The following is a 19478-nucleotide window of genomic DNA, read 5'->3' as shown; positions in this document are numbered from 1 at the left end:
ATTAATGTTTTTGAGGCGTTGGACCTTGGTTAATAGTTTTACCAACTAGAACTAAAAACAACAAGCCTAGAAGCATGTACAAAGCAACAAAACCAAGTAAAGTAAATAAAGTATTACCCGATGAAACCGTAGGTGAAATACCATCGCTTGTTCTTAATAAACCATAAACTAAATAGGGTTGTCTTCCTAATTCTGCGGTGTACCAACCCGTAATATTTGCGATATATGGAAATGGAACCAGAAACATAATCGTCCAAAGTAATGGTTTTATAGTGTATAATTTTTTTCGCCACAAAAAGAACAGTGCTAATGCCATAACGCCAATAAATATAGTTCCTAAACCGACCATAATATGATAGGAATAATAAAGCGCAGGAATATTATCTGGCAATTCATCTTCTTCAAATTGATCCATTCCAGGGATTTGTTTATCCCATTCTTGGTAGGTTAAAAAGCTTAATATATTAGGAACGGCAATTTTGTTATCTAGTTTTTTGTCCACCATATTAGGTTGACCAATAAGTACGATTTCGGCACCAGCATCTTCGGTTTCAAATATACCTTCCATAGCAGCAAATGTTCCTGGCTGGTATTTTGCGACATTTTTAGCATTCCAATCTCCTGTTGGAAACGCGACTAATACACTAGATATTAATCCGAATATCACACCTGTTTTTAGAAACAGTCTTCCGTATTCTGAATGCTTATCTCTTAAAATATAAAACGCACCTATACTTGCCACCACAAAAGCAGACGTCACCACTGATGCCATTTGATTGTGTAAAAAGGCTGGCAATAGCCATGGATTTGTGAAAAGTTCCGAGAAGTTTTCTAATACAAATTTTCCGTTCTCTAAAATTTCATGACCTACAGGATTTTGCATCCATGCATTGGTAGCTAAAATAAACCAACCACTTGCCCAAGACCCCAAAAACACCAGAAAACCAGTTAAAAAATGAAGCTTTTGCCCCATTAATTTTTCACCAAATATAAATAAGGCTAAAAATGAAGATTCTAAAAAGAATGAGAACATGCCTTCCATGGCTAAGGTCTGACCAATAATTCCGCCGGTGAGTTCAGAAAACTTTGCCCAATTAGTACCAAATTGAAATTCCATTGGAATCCCTGTTACCACTCCCATGGTAAAGTTAATGGCAAAGATTTTCATAAAAAACTTTGCGGCATTATTATACTTTTCAATTTGAGTTCTGAGGAATTTCCACTTAAAATAGACTATCATTAAAGATAATCCCATGGTTAATTGTGGAAATATGTAGTGAAATGTGATAGTAAATGCAAATTGCAATCTATCATAAAAAATCATGTCTTCCATAGGTGTTATTTTGGATATTACAAATTTAGCTTTTTTACATGGTTGCTATGTTACATTAGTTACAATATCCTATTTTTAATAAAAAACGTGAGCTATATAAGTTCGTTATTAGAACTACTTTTACATTTTCACACCAACAAAACGAATAACTTCTGCCTTTCCTTTATGAAATTCACCTTCTGAAAGTTCGATTGTTTTTTCTTCTAATATGTTAAATTCGAGATTTGTAAACTCTTGTTTCACCTCTTCTATAGAAAACAACATAGCTTCATTTTTAGGGCCTCCGGAATTATTATTTATTTGAGCTTTTGCAAAAGCTTCAAAAATAATCACACCTCCTTTTTTTAAAAATTGCAGTAAATATTGACTTGCCTTTTTACGAATGTCCAAAGGAAAATGTGTGTAACAAAGTCCTATGACATCAAATTGTGTGTTACTTGTAAAATTTAGTACTCTATCAACTTTATAATCTATAGAAACATGGTTTTGCTTAGACAAAAGCATGGCCTTTTCTTTAGCTTTTATACTAATATCAAAAGCTGAAACCTTCCAACCTTGTTTTGCTGCATAAACAGCATTACGACCTTCTCCTTCGGCCGGTAAAAGCAATGTTCCTTTTTGCAACTTTTGTAATTGCTCTTTAAAAAATTGATTAGGCTCAGTACCATAGATAAATTCTTCTTGACCAAAACGGTCATTCCAAAAATCTGTTGGATTGTTCTTCATAAATGATTAAATAAATCGGTTTGTATTTAGTTTGTAAGCTGAATATTCCGTGAATTTTTCAGATAATAATTTCTCTTCATAATTTGATTTAAAATAAAACAATATCCATAATGCTATGAAAACAATAAATTTAAATAGGGATTCGTCATATAGAGCATAGCCTAAAGTTATAGTTAAAATACTGGTGTAAATAGGATGTCTAGCTATTGCATAAGCACCATGAGTGAGTAATTTACTATCTACGACAGGTGTTGGAAAGGGAGATAATTTAGTGCTTATTTGTAATAAAGCACTAATACCTAAAATCAGTCCTAAACCTGCTAAAATTAAAGCTGAATATCTAATCCACTCTAAAAGGTTTATAACGATTATTTTAAGTGGAAATACATAAGCAACAAAAAGCAATAGCTGAATGCCTACAAACACATAATCCTTTTTTGATGGTTGACCTGTTTTCAATGCGCGTCTCTCCTATTTATTTATTGAAATTTAGTTACATCATCACTTAAATCGAACACAGTAAACTTGTTTGTAATATTTGAAATAATACTACTACCAGCTGCACTTCTATACCCACCAGCGCAATGCACTACAATGGGTTTGTCCGTAGGAATTTCATCTTCAGCATCTCTTAATTGATGAAGTGGAATAGCTATTGCATTTTGAAATATTTTGCCTTCCTCAACTTCACTTTTATTTCTAACATCAATAATGGTGTACTTATCTTGATGGTTTTCAAAATCATTAAAATTAAGAACTTCTACGCCTTCAAAATTAGTTTCACCTAGAGTCATTAATCCTATTAATTGTTTTTCATAACCTATTTTAGCAATTCGATATAGTATTTTATCTCTATCTTCAATGGACTTTATCACTAAATAAAAGGCTTCATTTGGTTTTACAATTGAGCCTAACCATGTTTCAAATTTATCATCCTCAGTTTCTGCAATTATATTAATACTCTTAGGTATATGATTGGTATCAAAATCCGCTTTACTTCTCGTATCCACAATTAATGCACCATCATTAAAAAAATCAACAATCTGAAATTGAAATGTAGGTATTGCAATACACAATTGAAAGTTCTCTGATCCATCTTTATTAATATCCACATTAAATCCAAAATAAGACGGAATAAAAGGTTGATCTTTTAAAATATGAGCTACAAATTGGTCTTCAGATAAATCCTTAAACGCCCAGTTTTCATTTCTTTCTTTTCCTAATGTACTAGAAGCATCTTTACTCATGTTTTTGCCACATAAAGAACCTGCTCCATGCGCTGGATATACTAGTGTAGCATCTGGCAAATGATTAAATTTATGCGTAATAGTGTGATACATGCTTTTAGCTAATTCTTCGCGTTTAGCTTTCATGTTACCAGCTTGCTCTCTTAAGTCTGGTCGTCCGACATCTCCAATAAATAGGGTATCTCCCGAAAACATCGCATAATTTTTATATGCATCTTCAGCAATAATAGTAATACTATCTGGTGAGTGACCTGGCGAGTTAATTGCAGAACAAGTAACCTCTCCTATTTTAACGGTATCTCCATCATCAAAAGTCTCATGCATATAGTTTGCCCCAACCAATTTACTGACATAAATTTTAGCTCCAGTCTCATTATGAATCTGCAAATGGCCACTTACAAAATCGGCATGAGGATGGGTTTCAAAAACGGCGATTATTTTTGCGTTATGTTTTTCGGCTAACTGATAATAGGGCTTTGGATCTCGAGAAGGATCGACAATAGCCATTTCATCATTACTTATAATTGCATAAGAATAATGTGCCAATGGCTTATCTTCAAATTGTATAATGTTCATGATTTTAATGCGTTTTAATTCCTCTTAAAAGATAAAAAAAATCGGTCTCAACTAAAAATTAAGACCGAAATTTAGATTAGATTATTTTACTTATTAATTTACTTAAACAAGGAAATTATCTTCACGTAAAGACGTATTTACTTCTTTAGGATTTCGTTCAACACTAAATCTTTATCAAGCTTCTTAGTACAGAAGAACCAGTCTTTACAATCTAAATCTTCAGTAGAAGTCATGCGTTCTTCGGCTACACCACATGATCCTGCTGGAGACACAATAACATCATCACCAGGATTCCAATCTGCTGGAGTGGCTACGTTAAATTTATCTGAAGTTTGCATAGCAATTAAAGCTCTGTATAACTCATCAAAATTACGTCCTAAGCTTAATGGGTAATAAATAATTGCTCTTACTGTTTCATTAGGATCAACAAAAAAGACCGCTCTAACCGCTTGTGTTTTGCTTTCTCCGGGTTGAATCATTCCATATTTCTTAGCCACTTCCATAGAAATATCCTCAATTAAAGGAAACTTAACTTCTATGTTTTTCATACCGTTAAACTCAATCTTATCTTTAATAGTTCTTAACCATGCGATATGGCTATAAAGACCATCAATAGATAAACCAATAAGACTACAATTTGCTTTTTCAAATTTTTCTTCTAAATGCGCAAATGTCATAAATTCAGAAGTACAAACTGGTGTAAAATCTGCTGGATGACTAAATAGTATTGACCATTTTCCCTTATAATCTGAAGGATAATTAATATCTCCTTGCGTAGTTACGGCTTTAAATTCTGGTGCTTTATCTCCAATTCTTGGCATTGCAAATGTTTCTTGTGGTGTTGTTTCTAATGTATTCATGATTTTTTAAGTATTTAATTAATTTATGACAAATATAGTTTGTAATAGTTTTTAGCTATGTAACTAAAGTTACCCAATCAAGAATTTTTTATTGTGAACTTTGATATTAGACACTAAAATTAGTTTCTATAATAATTGTAGGCAATGATTCAGATCAGTTCAATAATTAAGAAGCTATTCCATAATTTCTAAATGAAGATACGCCAACCCGTTTTTGTACTACTCTTGTTATTATTGATTATTTTCAATAGTACCAAAACTTCGTTGACTTATGCATATTACATCTTAGATCCCATAGGATTTGTAGAAAATCTATGTGAGAACAAAGACAAACCCGAATTGGAGTGTAATGGGAAATGCCAATTAATGAAGGTTGCAGAATCCCAAAGCAGTAATCAAAATATACCAACAAGCATAATTGATTTTAAAGACCTTATTTTGTACCCATGTCCTAATACTTCATTTCAATTAACTCAAGGCACTTTAGCTAGAAACTCTCTCACTACATCCTATTACCTTAATTTATATAGTTTTAATAATTCGAACTACTGTTTTCATCCTCCTAAAGTATAATCCTTTACTTATTTGATAGCAATTACTATCACAATTATTTGAATTAAATAAATATAACTCTACTATGAAAACATTCTATAGTGTGCTTTTATGCACTCTAATTACAGCTATAACTTATGGTCAAGAACAAAAAAAAACCATAAAAGATACTACAACACAAACAACCACAAAACTGAACGAAGTTATTGTTACCGGAAATCTAAAAACCGACCCAGTCTTAACTGTTGTTTCCAATAAATATGACGAAAAAATTGTGCAACCTAAGAACGTTGCCGATTTATTCAATAACATTATTGGTTTTTCGGTTATAAAAAGAGGAAACTATGCAATTGACCCTTCGTTTAGAGGTGCTCAATATGAACAGTTGAATATTCAATATGATGGTGGCACAAAAGCCATGCATGCTTGTCCTAACCGCATGGATCCTATAACAACACATATTATTCCTGAAGAAATTTCGAAAATAGAAATTATAAAAGGACCATACACCGTAAGATATGGAGCCACTTTTGGAGGTATTATAAACTTAGTGACTCAAAAACCAGATTACGAAGATCATGGTTTACACGGCAAAGTTTCAGGTGGCTACGAAAGCAATGGAAACTCGTTAGTTAACTTAGTACAACTTCAATATATTAAAGACAAGTATGATATTGTTGCTAATGCTGGTTATCGAGATTTTGGAAATTACGAAGACGGAGATGGCAAAGAAATTCCATCCTCTTTTAGAAGTACAGATTATGGTCTAAAAATAGGCTATAATTTCTCTGACGACCAACGATTACAAGCGCATTGGAGACAATCTTTTGGTCGCGATGTGTTACATGCTGCTTTACCAATGGATACGGAATATGATGATAGTAGTATTATTTCTTTAGATTATTCATTAGATGCTATTGGTAAAACCGTAAAATCATTAACCGCAAAAGCCTATTATAGTTATGTTGATCATTTAATGACCAATTATAATAGACCTTCTTTTATGATGATGGAAGCAGCATCTGGTGTAGATGCGATTACAGCGGGTGGGAAAATTGAAATCAACTGGAAACCTTCAGAAAAAATAAACGTTTTTTCTGGTTTAGATGCTCTGCATATTGCTAGAGATGGTAACAGAACGCGTTTGGTAAAAATAATGAACGGCAACGCTTTACCATCTCCAATGGAGTTTAATGATAAGGTTTGGCAAGATTCTTATATTACCGATTTGGGTGTTTACACAGAGGCTAAATATAGCATTAGTTCTAAAACAATTTTTACAGCTGGAATTAGATACGACAATGTAACGTCTGACATACAAGATCCTGAAGATGACTTTGCTGCCATGTATGACTTAGAAAAACGCACGGAACACAATGTAAGCGGAACAGTTTCAATCAAAAATAGAGTCTCGGATAAATTTACTTTAGAAGCTGCATATGGTCGCGGAGTGCGTTCTGCAAATATGATAGAACGCTTTATTAATCACTTCTCAGTTGGTCAAGATCCTTATGAGTACATTGGGAATCCAGATTTGAAAGCTGAAGTTAATAATCAGTTTGAAATAGGATTTAAAGGTTACGAGCCCTTAAAAAATAGCTTTAATAGTTTTAAATACGAAACCTCTTTTTATTATTCATTCTTTGAGAATTATATTGTTGGTATTGTAGATGAATCCTTAACACGAAAGTTTAACCCAACATCAGAACCTAGTAATCCAAAAGTATTCAGAAACCTTGATGAAGCTTATAAAACAGGTTTTGAAGCTATGGCTCAAGTGGATTTTTTAGATCATTATTTTCTAAAAACAGAGTTCTCTTATGTTTATGCTAAAAATAAAGATTTAGCAGAGTCGCTTCCTTTGACACCTCCTTTTACTACACGATTTGTGGTTGGCTTTGAAAAAGTTAAATTTTGGGCTAATATTCAGTATAATTTAACATCAAAACAAGACCACATATCTGAAAGTTTTGGAGAAACAGAAACGGATGGCTATCAAACTTTAGATATTAGATTAGGTTTAAAACCAATAAAAAATATCACCTTAGGTTTTGCTGTTATTAATGCTTTAGATGAAGCTTATAATAATCATTTAAATTTTTCATTTACAAATCAAGAAGATTTTGGAAGTACACCAATTACAGAGCCAGGTAGAAATTTTTCGGCTTTTTTACAGTATTCATTTTAATTGAACTTCAGATAAAATTGAGCACAAAAAAGAGGGTAACTTATTATACGCTACCCTCTTTTAAATTTATTATCAGTTTTTAATTACTATTTCTTAATTCTCATTACTATCATTTTTAATGATATCATTTGATGCATCAAGCGTATCGGCCCCTTCTTCAGGTTTACCACTCATCATAAAGTTAATTAATATACCTACTAATGTAATACATACAACGGCAAAAATAGCTATCATTACTACTCCGTTACTCCAACTGTATAATGCAATGTTTTGTGATATCATATTTAAAATATTAGTGTTTTTTAAAATGTAAATATACTATATGCTTTCACAAACAAATATGACATTTATCAGTATAAAAAATAATCTCAAATAGAATTAAGTCCATATTTTTATTTGAGATTATGAATAAGATTAGTGGGTGTTAATCACGTTGACAATATCATTTACCTGAAGCACGCCTGATTGTCTCCAAACCTGCTTTCCTTTTTTAAACAATAGCATTGTTGGTACTCCTCTCACTTGATATTTTGAGGCTAAGGCTTGATTCTTATCAACATCTATCTTTATAATCGTAATACCATCACCCAATTGGTCTTTCACTTGTTTTAAAATTGGACTCAACATTTTACATGGTCCACACCAATCTGCGAAAAAATCAACCAAAACAGGTTGATCTTGATTTATTATTTCTGAAAATTTACTCATACCTGACTTGAATTTTATTTATCAAAAGTAATACTCCAAATACCTCTAACTTCATTAATATCGTAACCAAGAGCTTTATCCATTGGATATAAACTCTTAATTCTTGTTAGCGTTGAAGCTTCTACCGTTTCATTAGGTTTTCCGTGACATTGCAGACACATATTATTAGTCGTAATTGGATAATATACTTTCACTTTATCATCCATTTTTTTTACTAGTGGTTTTGGTTCTTCATTATTTGCAATAACTTCCTTAAAGTCTCTTATGTATCCTAATTCTTCTGTATTAGCTTTATTATTTGGATTTCTTGGTTTATCTGTTACACGTTTAATGGTGGCGTTGTGTACAACAGACATACTATCGGTTAAAGGATAAGCTTGTAGATTACAAAAATTTAAAGCTTCCAAAACCCCTTTTTTCTGAATAGTTCCCATTAAATTTTTACCCAAAACAGCTTTTGTAGTTAAGGCATATTTTAAACCTCGCTCTCCATAAGGTAAATCTTCAAAATTAGTTTGGGTTTGCTTCATGCCAAGTTTTTTATCTTTCCCATTTCCCATTCCTCGTCCGTTACCCATTCCTTTACCTTTCCCTCTTTCTTCATTAAAATGGTTTTCAAACCACTCTGGCTGTTCAATTTCAAAATCAAACATATATTCCGAAATTTGCGCAATAGTCTCTTCTGGGAAATGCTGTATGGGCATCACACCAAATTGCTTTACAGCACCTGGCATTTTAGCATCAGCTTCATTCGGGTTTTTAATCCAAGCTTGCATAGCATCAGTAAATTCTTTTTTAGTCGTTTTACTATTGATATAATGCCTTTTAATGGCAATCATCGGTGGACCAATTCTATCATCATGACCAGCAGTAGCACTATGACAGATATAACAATTAGTTTCCATTAATTTTTTACCAGGATGATCGCTTTTATCTGAAGTATGCTCAACCTTACTGTAAGAATTTTTTTCTTTCTTATTAGAGGAATTGCAACTCACAAAAAACGTAGCCAAAACGAGTAATCCTATGATATTTTTCATTTCAATAAAATTTAAATAAAAATACAAAGGATTAATATAAGATAGCGTAACTAATGTTACAATGCACTAATTTGAAATTATAATTTAAACAAAGACTCTAACTCTACTATATTGGGTAAAGGTTGAAAACTTATATGCTTAAAATCAATATCATCACCTTTAAAAGCAAAGGCACCAACGTAATAAGCATTTAAATTGAAGCTAAATACATTTATTTTTTTGAAGTCGTTTATTAATGATGATGGTACTGTATGAGCTCCATCTAGCACAGGTATTTTTGAAAAATCGTCATCAATACCTTTTCCTGTCGCTTTTACAATAGCCTCTTTTCTTGTCCATAATTTATAAAAGGTTTGTCTTTTAAAATTAGACATTTCTACAAAACTTAGTTCTTCAGAGCTAAAAACAGTAGGAAGAATATCAGCATAATTAAAATGCTTATCAATGTATTCTATATCGACACCTAATTCGCAATTTCCAATTGCAATGATTGCATAATCACCAGCATGCGACACGTTAAAAAACAACGTTTTATCTAAGGGGAAATACGGTTTGTGATTTTCAGTTTTCTCAAAATATACTTGAGAAATTTCGATATCATTTCGTTGGGCTATTAAAAGCTTAAGAAAACTTCTACAAATTATAAACCGTTTTGAATCCTTTATATGATGGTACCTGTGAGCTCTTTGTACTTCGTGTGGCGTTAATGTTTTTAATAATACATCTGTAATGTTATAATATTGAGATAATTCAATTTTATATAATTTAATGCCAGAATGAATTTGATCTGAATCTTCTCCCTTTCTATCTATAATTATAGAGGATCCACAAAACAAGTTGCTTTCAGAATTATTATACTCCATCATCTAGTAAATTTTGAAGCTTCTCACCAAATTTTTCAACAACAGGAGAAAAAAACATTTCGGAGTGATTTCCTGGTAAGATATGCTTATGAACTCCATCCAATGCTATTCTTTTCCAACCTAAATAGTTATAATCATGAGCAAAATATAGCTTTTTAGTAGACCTAAATAAATCTACTTCTATATCCTGCGGAATTATATGATATCTAGCGTAAGCTAAACCATGCATCTTATCTATTTTTGAGGATCGATTAAACTGCAATTGATACTGTTGTTCACTTCCATGTTTTAATTTTAAAAATAATCCAGAAAACTTTATTTTCAATAATTTAACCCTACGTTTAAAATTAGACACACTACTAAACATATTTAAACCCATAAAACCTAATTGCCCTACTGTATATAACTTAGAGGTAACCTTCTTCTTTAATGGATCTGAATAATAATATGAAGGATAAACATAGCTATCAAAAAGTAACAGCATTTTTACTCTTTCTCCTTGAGCTTTTAATTGTTTAGCCATTTCAAAAGCAATGATACCACCAAATGAAAACCCTGACAAAATATAAGGTCCTTCCTTATTTATAGTTTTTATAATAGTAATAAAATATGCAGCCATGTCTTCAACAGTATCGTGAGGTTTTGAATCTCCTTTAAGTCCTTTAGCTTGTAAAGCATAAACTGGTTGTTCACTATGTAGCTCATCAGCCAAATTTTTAAAACTTAAAACATCATGGTTAGCACCATGTAATATAAATAAGGGATTTCTATTTCCACACGGTTTTAAAGGTACTAACGAACTAAAATCAACTTCGTGATTAGTGTATGTAACCTTAGAACTTTCCATCTTAATTATCTAGTACATTTTGTAGTATTCTAGCTAATTCCTTATCATGAGGATGTGAAATCATATTTCTATGATTTCCTGGTATTAAATGTCTCCGAACTCCTTTAGTGGCTATATTTTTCCAGCCCAAGGTATCAGCATCGTGTGCATAAAAAATATCATCTTCAGCGACTCTTAATAAATCTACCGTAATATCTAATGGTGAAATTTGATAATTACAAATGGCTACTTTGTGCATTTTGTCCAATTCATAAGGCCAACTATATCGCATTTCATGGTGTTTTTCTTTTCCATGTTTCAGCTTAGAATAACTCTGTACCAAGCCTTCTTTAAATAATTGAATTCTACGATTAAAACTCGATTTATTACTGAACATTTTCTGAGTCATGAAAAGTACCTTGCTAATCGTATATTTATAATGGGTAATTCTCTTTTTTAAAGCGTTTGCATGGTAATAAGATGGATAAACATAACTATCTAATAAAATTACTTTATCTACTTTTTTATCCTGTGCTATCATTTGTCTCGCCATTTCAAATGCTATAACACCCCCAAATGAATATCCTGCTAGAACGTATGGTCCTGTTGGATTTGCATTAATAATTTCAGAAATGTAATTACTAGCCATATCCTCAATCTTATTATGTGGTTTATCTATACCATTGAGTCCTTTAGATTGCAATCCATACACAGGCTGACTACCATCTACATTTTTAGCTAAAGCATTTAAAAACATAACATTGTGCTCTGCACCATGTACGACATAAACTGGATTTTTTGTTCCCTCAGATTTTACTGGCACTAATGAATTCCACGACGTTTCATTCACCTCCACATCCATAGATTCTGCCAATTTTTTTACAGTAGAGTGCAACATTAAAGCAGATAACGGTAATCGCTTTCCTGTTTTCTTTTCTATAAGTGACATCACTTTAACCGCGATTAATGAATGACCACCCAAATCAAAAAAATCGCTATAGACATCTATTTTATCTCGCTTTAAACAATCTTTCCAAATTGATGCTATTATTTTTTCTGTTTCAGTTCTAGGTGCTGTATATTCTTTTGAACCTTTAGAATTATAGAAAGGACTGTTTAATGCTTTACGATCTATTTTTCCGTTTAATGTTGTTGGGAATTCATTGATAAAATGAAATTCTACAGGAACCATATAAGATGGTAATTCTTCTGAAAGCTGAGTTTTCCAATCTTTTATCGTTTCAATTAAAATCTCTTTTTGTTTATGAGATATAACATATGCTTCTAGTCTATCTTCTCTTACCAATACAACTGAAGTTTCAACTTTCTCCAGTTTATTAATAGCTTCTTCTATTTCTCCAAGCTCTATGCGATGTCCTCTTATTTTAACTTGCTGGTCAATTCTACCTAAACATTGAACTTCTCCAGAAGGTAGAATTTTAGCTAAATCACCTGTTTTATATAGCAAGAAATCCTCCCCTTTATTAAAGATATTATTAATAAATTTCTCAGAAGTTAAATCTGGTCGTCTCCAATATCCTTTTGCTACTCCATCACCGGCAATACACAATTCTCCAATTTGCCCTGGCTCCATCAATTGTCCATTGTCATTAACAATATACAACTGAGTATTTGCAATAGGCTCACCAATTGTAATTATGCTATCTTCAGATTTAATTTGCTTCACAGTAGACCAAATCGTGGTCTCCGTAGGGCCATACATATTCCAAAGTTCATCAACTCTATTTAATAATTTAGTAGCTAAACTCATAGGAATTGCTTCTCCACCACTTAAAGCTTTAATCGGTAAATGATTTTCCCAACCTGCATCTAAAAGCATTTGCCATGTTGTAGGTGTGGCTTGTAAAATGCTTATATTTTCTTCTTCAAGCACCTCTAGCATTAAGCGCGTGTCTTTTGCTATTTCATCATTAGCAATGACCAACGTAGCACCTCTTAATAATGGCAAGTACAACTCGAGACCTGCAATATCAAAAGAAATTGTGGTAATAGATAGTAGTTTGTCAGTTTCCTCTATACCTGGTTTTTCAACCATACCATACAGAAAATTAACAAGGTTTTTGTGTGTTACTTGAACTCCTTTAGGATTACCAGTTGAACCAGAGGTATAAAGCAAATAGACCATCTCCTCAATATCTACAGAGAGCGTTTGAGGTGTTAACGGAAATTGTGATAAATCCGTAAACAAATCCTCAATCATTAATAATTTTGGAATGGATTTTAAAGAAAGATCCAATTCATTAGATGAAATTAAGACTTCAGCTTTTGAATCATCCATCATAAAATCTAACCGTTGTTGAGGATAACTTGGATCTAACGGTAAATACGCTGAGCCACATTGCATAATTGCAACTAAACTAATAACAAGTTCAATTGATCTTGGTAAAGCCACAGCAGTAATCGTTCCTGGTTTTACACCTTGTGCTGTTAAACGATGTGCTAATTGATTAACTTGCTCTTCAAATTCTTGATAAGTAATTTTAGAGGCTCCATATATTAAGGCTATCTTATCTGGACTGACTTGCGCTTGTTCTGCAAGAAGCTGATGTAATGGTAACTTAGGATACTCGTTATAAGTAGCATTTAGAATTTGATAACGAGATTCATCAACCTTTAAAATTGTTTCTAATTTAATTTTCGGTGTTTCTACTATTTGCTTTAACAACTTCCGAAATGATATCATTAATTTTTCAATCGTTGCTGTTTTAAACAAAGCAGTATTGTAAGACAGTTCTATGACTAAATCTTCTTCTGACCCTGTAACATTTACAAAAAGCTCAAAAGTTTCATAAGCTCTAGGGTTACTTTTTAATTTGTAATCTAGGTTTGAAAATGAAATGGAATCTGATAAATTCAAATCAACATTAAAGACTATTGGTGCTAAAGGTACTAACGAAGGATCTCTCGTTATTGATAATTTCTGAAGCAGTTCGCCATAACTAAACAACTGATGTTCATAAGCTTCAGCAAGCTGAGGTTTACGTTGGTTCACATAGTCAACAAAACTAATTTGCAAATCAATTTTACTCCTTAAAGGCAACAAATTAACACAATGGCCAATTAATTGAGGTTTATTATTAACTGCTTGTCCAGGTAAAAGTAAACCTAAGACAATTTCATCTTGACTTGTTTGTGAATTGATAAAAATTTCAAATGCAGATAACAATGTATTTTCAAAACTACAATCTACTTCATCCCCTATTTTTTTCAGTCCATTAACCAAAGAATTATCAATCACTATATCTAATCTCTCACTTTTGTAAGTTCTAAGTTCTGGCCTAGGAAAATCCGTTGTTAGGGTAACATGAGGCACCTCATTGGCATATTGGTTAAGCCAATAACTCTCACTAGCTTTATGTGCTTCACTCCCCAAAAATAGTTGTCGTTCTTTTGCATAAGTACGATAACAATCTGGCTTAGGTAAATCATGATTAGTATTTGAAACTGAATTTGAATATAAAGTACTCAATTCTTTTAAAAGAATTCTAATTGACCAACCATCACAAATAATATGATGAGCTGTGAATAAGAAATGATGCTCAGTTTCTGATAATTTAATGAGTTCAATTTTAAAAAGTGGACCATTCTTTAAATCAAAAACAAAATTAGAATGAGAAGATAAATAGTCCTCAATAATTCTATCTTTTTCAGTTGCAGTAAATCCAGAAATATCATGATCATCTAGAACAATGGAAATATCTCTATGGACAGTAATAAATCGACCATCATCGCTAAAATTAGATCGTAATGACTCATGACGATCTATTAAAGTTTGAATAGCGTTTCGTAATGCATCTTTATTTAAATGGCCAGTAAATATTATAGAGAAAGACTCATTATATCCTCTATTCGCATCTTCACCACCAAGTTTACAAGCAGTCCAAATTTCTGTCTGTGATTGAGTGGTATAGATTATTGGTTTCTTCATCAGGTTTAGGCTAAAAGAAGTAATTAATTAAAATATTGGTGAAGCTATAAAGTCTACTTACTTAGAAAATTATAATAACAAGATTTTTTAAGTAAAAATTAAAGATGTAATATTTAATTTTCTGCCTTTTCTGTAAAACTTACTAAATTTCAAATACATTTCTAAACAATTAGTTATTCACCAACGCTATAAGTGGTGAAAGCTTTTATTTTAAAATAATTACATTCAATTCTGAAGGGGAATTTGAACGGAAAAAATATATAAAAAAAAGTATTAAAAATAAAAAATCAGACAAGATGTTTTTAATTATCGTTATAAAATAATTCTTGCAGAATAATCAAAAAAAACAACTGAATTTTCCGTCTAATACTATAGACCAAACATAAGTTAAAAATACCTATTTATCTAAAAATAAGTCAGATATATTCACTTTTCATTTGATAAGTTTTCACCATAATTATTTTTTTTAAAACAAAAAAAATTAATAAAATTAATGTAAATATTGAGCCTATTTGGCAATAAAGACTATTCATGTTTTTAAAGGAACAAATAAAATAGCATTGATTCTTCTGTCTGTTTAACTGTCTAATATTTTTTGTAGAACAAGACCAAATTGTTTATCATTAGGAGCTACAAACATATTGGCATGGTTACCCGAAACACTATGCCTTTGCACTCCTTGCTTCGCTAAAGATTTCCATCCGTAATACTTTTTATCATGTTTAAAAAAGACATCATCATCTGCAACCATTAAGTCTACTTTTAAATCCTCTGGAACTATATGATAGCTATCAACTGCCAAACTGTGATGACTACTCAAGTTTTTTAATGTTTCCTTACCTACGTTAAGCTCTAATAAATCTTGTAATTCTTTACGCTCTAATTTATGCTCTTTATTATTATGTTTAACCCTAGAAAATATTTGATTCAGCATATTTCTAAAAATGCGTATTCTTTCTTTAAATTTATCAGCACTACTAAACATTTTAGATAATGCAAAAACAACTTTACCTGAAGTATAAAATCCCGTCATAAATTGCTTTCTAAACGCATCTGGATAATAATAGTCTGGGAAGACATAGCTATCAAAAGATATAAATTTCTCTACCGTTTTGCCTTGAGCTTTTAATTGTCTAGCCATTTCAAATGCTATAATTCCGCCAAATGAATACCCAGCTATTGCATATGGTCCTTCTGGATTGGATTCAAGAATTTCCGAAATATAATGAGCAGCCATATCCTCAATCTTATCATGTGGAGTATCCTCTTCGTTAAGTCCTTTGGCTTGCAAACCATATAAAGGCTGTTCGCTATCTACATTTTTAACTAATGAATTCAAAAACAACACATTATAAAACTCTCCATGTACAACATAAAGTGGTGTTTTATTTCCATCTGGTTTAATTGGCACTAATGAACTCCATGAGTTTTCCTCGTCATCCACCTCCATTAATTGTGCTAGTTTTTCTATAGTTGAATGCGTCATTAATGCCGAGAGAGGTAATCTAGTTCCGGTCTCCTTCTCTAAACTTGCCATTACCCGAACCGCAATTAAAGAATGTCCACCAATCTCAAAGAAATTACTAAAAACATCAATATCCTTAATTTTCAAAGACGATTCCCAAACGCTCGCCACCAACTTTTCCATTGCTGATCTTGGAGCCGTTTTACCAGTTATACGCTGAGAAGTCAACTTAGAATTATTAAGTAATGTCTTTCTATCAATTTTTCCATTTAAGGTTGTTGGAAACTCATTAACACGATTAATATCATGAGGAACCATATAAAGCGGTAAAAGCTCTTTTAAATGGGTTCTCCATTTATGAAGAATATCTTGAGAAAGAGAAAAAGATTCCTTCCCTTTAACAAATGCTTTTAACCGGTCTTCGTCTATCATCACAACACAAGATTCAATATCCTCTATTGTAATCATGACCTCTTCAATTTCACCAAGTTCTATACGATGCCCTCTAATTTTAACTTGGTCATCCATACGACCTAAGCATTCAAATTCATCATTACTAAGCAACCTCCCAAGATCACCTGTTCTATACAATTTAACATTTGGCTCCGAATCAAATGGACTAGAAATAAACTTCTCAGCAGTTAAATCCTCACGCTTCCAATACCCGTTTGCAACACCATCACCTCCAATTACAATTTCACCAATAGCGCCTGGTTTCATTAAAAGACCTTGATCATTTAAAATGTAAACTTGCGTATTAGCTATGGGCTTACCAATTGTAAGCACCTCATCATCAATTAAAATTTGTTTGGTAGTAGACCAAATGGTTGTTTCAGTAGGACCGTACATATTCCATAACTCATTAACCTTTGGTATTATTTTTTTTGCTAAAGGCATTGGTAGTTTTTCACCACCACATAGCGCTTTAATAGGCAATTTATCTACCCAACCAGAATCTAATAACATTTGCCATGTTGTAGGAGTCGCTTGTAACATGGTTATAGACTCATCTACTATATGTTCTAATAATAAACGTCCATCTTTAGCCACGTCATCATTAGCAATTACCAAAGTGGCACCTTTCAATAATGGTAAAAACAACTCTAAACCTGCAATATCAAAGGAAATTGTTGTGATCGATAATAGCTTATCCGTTTCCTTAATACCTGGTTCAACTAACATGCTAAATAAGAAGTTGACTAAGTTTTTGTGCGTAACCTCAACGCCTTTAGGATTTCCTGTTGATCCTGAAGTATATAGTAAATAGGCTTTTTCTTCTATATCTACACTTAGTGATAGAGGATCAGATGAATATTCTGTTAAGTTTAAAAACAAATCTTCTAATACAAGTTGTTTTTTACTAGCTTCAGATTTAATAGATGTTGTATTGGATGCTATAACGACTTCAGCATCAGAGTCACTTAGCATAAAGTCTAAGCGGTGTTGCGGATAACTTGGATCTAATGGCAAATAAGCAGCTCCACATTGCATTATAGCAAGTAAACTTACTACTAATTCAATTGAACGTGGTGCAGCAACAGCAACTATAGTATTTGGTTTAACACCTTTTTCTGCTAAAGAATGTGCTAAACGATTTATTTGTAATTCTAAATCTTTATAAGTGATTTCAGACTGTTCGAATTTTAATGCTTTTGTATCTGGTGATTGTCTTGCTTGTTTCGCAATAAGCTGATGTAACGGTAATTTCGGATAAGTAGCATCTGTTTTGTTAATATTTATATATGCAGTGTCATCAACTTTAAGAATTTCCTTTAGTTTGAAATCATGCGATTCTATTAATTTATGAACCAAACTTTGAAACGAAACCATCATTTGTTTTATGGTTTCTGGTTTAAACAATGCCGTATTATAAGCCCATTCTAAAATTAAATTTTCCTCTGATCCTGATGCGTTTAGAAAAATCTCAAAAGCATCATAAGCGCGTGGATTACTTTTTAACTCGTATGCTAAATCCGTAAATGAGACTGCATTAGTCATTCCCATATCAATATTAAAAACCACAGGAACTAATGGTACTCTAGAAGGATCTCTAGCGATTGAAAGCTTTTGAAGCAATTGTCCAAAACTAATTTGCTGCTGATCATAAGCATCAAATAGTTGAGGTTTGCGTTGTTTTAAATAATCATCAAAACTAATATTTACATCAATTTTGCTTCGTAGTGGTAACAAGTTTACACAATGACCAATCATTTGTAATTTACCACTTGCTGCTTGATCGGCTGAAGGTAGTCCCAAGACAATATCATCTTGTCCTGTTTGGGTGTAAATAAATATTTCGAATGCTGATAAAAGTGTGGTTACCAAACTACAACCTGCTTTTATACCTGTTTTTTTTAAAGCACTCACCAATTCTGTTCCCATAGAAACATCGAGACGTTCACTCTTAAATGTTCTAACCTCTGGTCTTGGAAAATCTGTTGGCAACGTTAATTGAGGTACATTATCCTTAAATTCATTAAGCCAATAGTTTTCGGTAATATCGTAGGCTTCACTCGCCATAAACGCATGCTGCTCCTCTGCATAAGCGCAAAAACTTTCTGCTTGTGGTAAATTGTGATGTGTATTATTAACGTTAGCCGAATACAAGCTTCCTAGTTCTTCTAATAAAATACCTGCAGACCAACCATCAAATACAATATGGTGTGCAGTAATAATTAAATGATGTTCTTCTTCTGAAACCTTAATTAGTCCCACTTTAAAAAGTGGGCCTCTTAATAAATCAAATACATAATTAGCATCTGTAGACAAGCAATTTTTTAAAATTTCATCTTTCTCTATTTTGCTACTAGCTGAAGCATCCTGAATATCTAGCAAAACAGCAACATGTTTAAACACTGTCATATAACGACCGTCAGAACTAAACACTGAACGTAAACATTCATGACGATTTACGATACTTTGAATAGCTTTTAGAATCGCACTTTTATTTAATTGCCCTTTAAGTATAAGCGAAATGGATTCATTATATGCTCTACTAGCATCTATATCACCCAATTTGCACGCCAGCCAAATCTCTGTTTGTGATTGGGTAGTATGCATTATACGTTCAATCTCAGGTCCTGCAAAAGGGTTGAAAATAGATTTACTTTCAGGTTCTACGGTTGATTCTATCATTGGTTTTAAA

14 protein-coding genes are annotated in these 19478 nt (G+C 32.2%); 2 read left to right on the top strand and 12 right to left on the bottom strand.

What is annotated here, in order from left to right:
• Position 1: 1 nt before the first annotated feature.
• The 5 genes from HM992_RS10540 to HM992_RS10520 all read right to left on the bottom strand — a co-directional run bounded on the left by HM992_RS10540 (position 2) and on the right by HM992_RS10520 (position 4742).
• Positions 2-1333 carry a cytochrome ubiquinol oxidase subunit I gene (locus HM992_RS10540; protein ID WP_178984948.1) on the bottom strand — a complete coding sequence of 444 codons (1332 nt, stop codon included), beginning with the start codon at positions 1331-1333 and terminating at the stop codon, positions 2-4.
• Positions 1334-1453: 120 nt separating this feature from the next.
• Positions 1454-2059, bottom strand: coding sequence for a class I SAM-dependent methyltransferase (locus HM992_RS10535; protein WP_179319627.1), 606 nt, complete (start codon positions 2057-2059; stop codon positions 1454-1456).
• A 6-nt stretch (positions 2060-2065) separates the two neighbouring features.
• The gene (locus HM992_RS10530; RefSeq protein WP_195806614.1) at positions 2066-2518 is read right to left on the bottom strand and encodes a methyltransferase family protein; all 453 of its coding nucleotides are present in this window, start codon (positions 2516-2518) and stop codon (positions 2066-2068) included.
• Between the two features lie 20 nt (positions 2519-2538).
• Positions 2539-3882: an MBL fold metallo-hydrolase gene (locus HM992_RS10525; protein ID WP_179319626.1), complete on the bottom strand. Its 1344-nt coding sequence runs from the start codon at positions 3880-3882 to the stop codon at positions 2539-2541.
• Positions 3883-4019: 137 nt separating this feature from the next.
• Entirely contained in the window at positions 4020-4742 is a 723-nt protein-coding gene (locus HM992_RS10520) for a peroxiredoxin (protein ID WP_178984945.1), read from the bottom strand.
• A gap of 192 nt (positions 4743-4934) precedes the next feature.
• Between HM992_RS10520 and HM992_RS10515 the strand changes: the two genes are divergently transcribed.
• Both HM992_RS10515 and HM992_RS10510 read left to right on the top strand, forming a co-directional pair.
• Positions 4935-5315 carry a hypothetical protein gene (locus HM992_RS10515; protein ID WP_179319625.1) on the top strand — a complete coding sequence of 127 codons (381 nt, stop codon included), beginning with the start codon at positions 4935-4937 and terminating at the stop codon, positions 5313-5315.
• 64 nt (positions 5316-5379) lie between these two features.
• Positions 5380-7482, top strand: a complete 2103-nt coding sequence (locus tag HM992_RS10510; RefSeq protein WP_179319624.1) for a TonB-dependent receptor domain-containing protein — start codon at positions 5380-5382, stop codon at positions 7480-7482.
• A 93-nt stretch (positions 7483-7575) separates the two neighbouring features.
• On the opposite strand, the gene HM992_RS10505 is transcribed toward HM992_RS10510, so the two are convergent.
• The 7 genes from HM992_RS10505 to HM992_RS10475 form a co-directional block, all read right to left on the bottom strand.
• Positions 7576-7764 (bottom strand): hypothetical protein, encoded by a 189-nt coding sequence (locus HM992_RS10505; protein WP_179319623.1) that lies wholly within the window; start codon positions 7762-7764, stop codon positions 7576-7578.
• 132 nt (positions 7765-7896) lie between these two features.
• The gene (trxA, locus tag HM992_RS10500) at positions 7897-8190 is read right to left on the bottom strand and encodes a thioredoxin (protein ID WP_178984941.1); all 294 of its coding nucleotides are present in this window, start codon (positions 8188-8190) and stop codon (positions 7897-7899) included.
• Between the two features lie 14 nt (positions 8191-8204).
• The gene (locus tag HM992_RS10495) at positions 8205-9230 is read right to left on the bottom strand and encodes a c-type heme family protein (RefSeq protein WP_179319622.1); all 1026 of its coding nucleotides are present in this window, start codon (positions 9228-9230) and stop codon (positions 8205-8207) included.
• 77 nt (positions 9231-9307) lie between these two features.
• Positions 9308-10096, bottom strand: coding sequence for a 4'-phosphopantetheinyl transferase family protein (locus tag HM992_RS10490; RefSeq protein WP_179319621.1), 789 nt, complete (start codon positions 10094-10096; stop codon positions 9308-9310).
• The gene (locus HM992_RS10485; RefSeq protein ID WP_178984938.1) at positions 10083-10940 is read right to left on the bottom strand and encodes a thioesterase domain-containing protein; all 858 of its coding nucleotides are present in this window, start codon (positions 10938-10940) and stop codon (positions 10083-10085) included. The genes HM992_RS10490 and HM992_RS10485 overlap by 14 nt, the downstream gene beginning before the upstream one ends.
• A gap of 1 nt (position 10941) precedes the next feature.
• A complete protein-coding gene (locus HM992_RS10480; RefSeq protein WP_179319620.1) occupies positions 10942-14868 on the bottom strand; it encodes a non-ribosomal peptide synthetase in 3927 nt (1308 codons plus the stop codon).
• A gap of 577 nt (positions 14869-15445) precedes the next feature.
• The gene (locus HM992_RS10475; RefSeq protein WP_179319619.1) at positions 15446-19468 is read right to left on the bottom strand and encodes a non-ribosomal peptide synthetase; all 4023 of its coding nucleotides are present in this window, start codon (positions 19466-19468) and stop codon (positions 15446-15448) included.
• Between the last annotated feature and the right edge of the window lie 10 nt (positions 19469-19478).

Source organism: Winogradskyella helgolandensis, assembly GCF_013404085.1.
Lineage (GTDB): Bacteria > Bacteroidota > Bacteroidia > Flavobacteriales > Flavobacteriaceae > Winogradskyella > Winogradskyella helgolandensis.
This window is presented reverse-complemented; position numbering and strand designations above follow the sequence as displayed.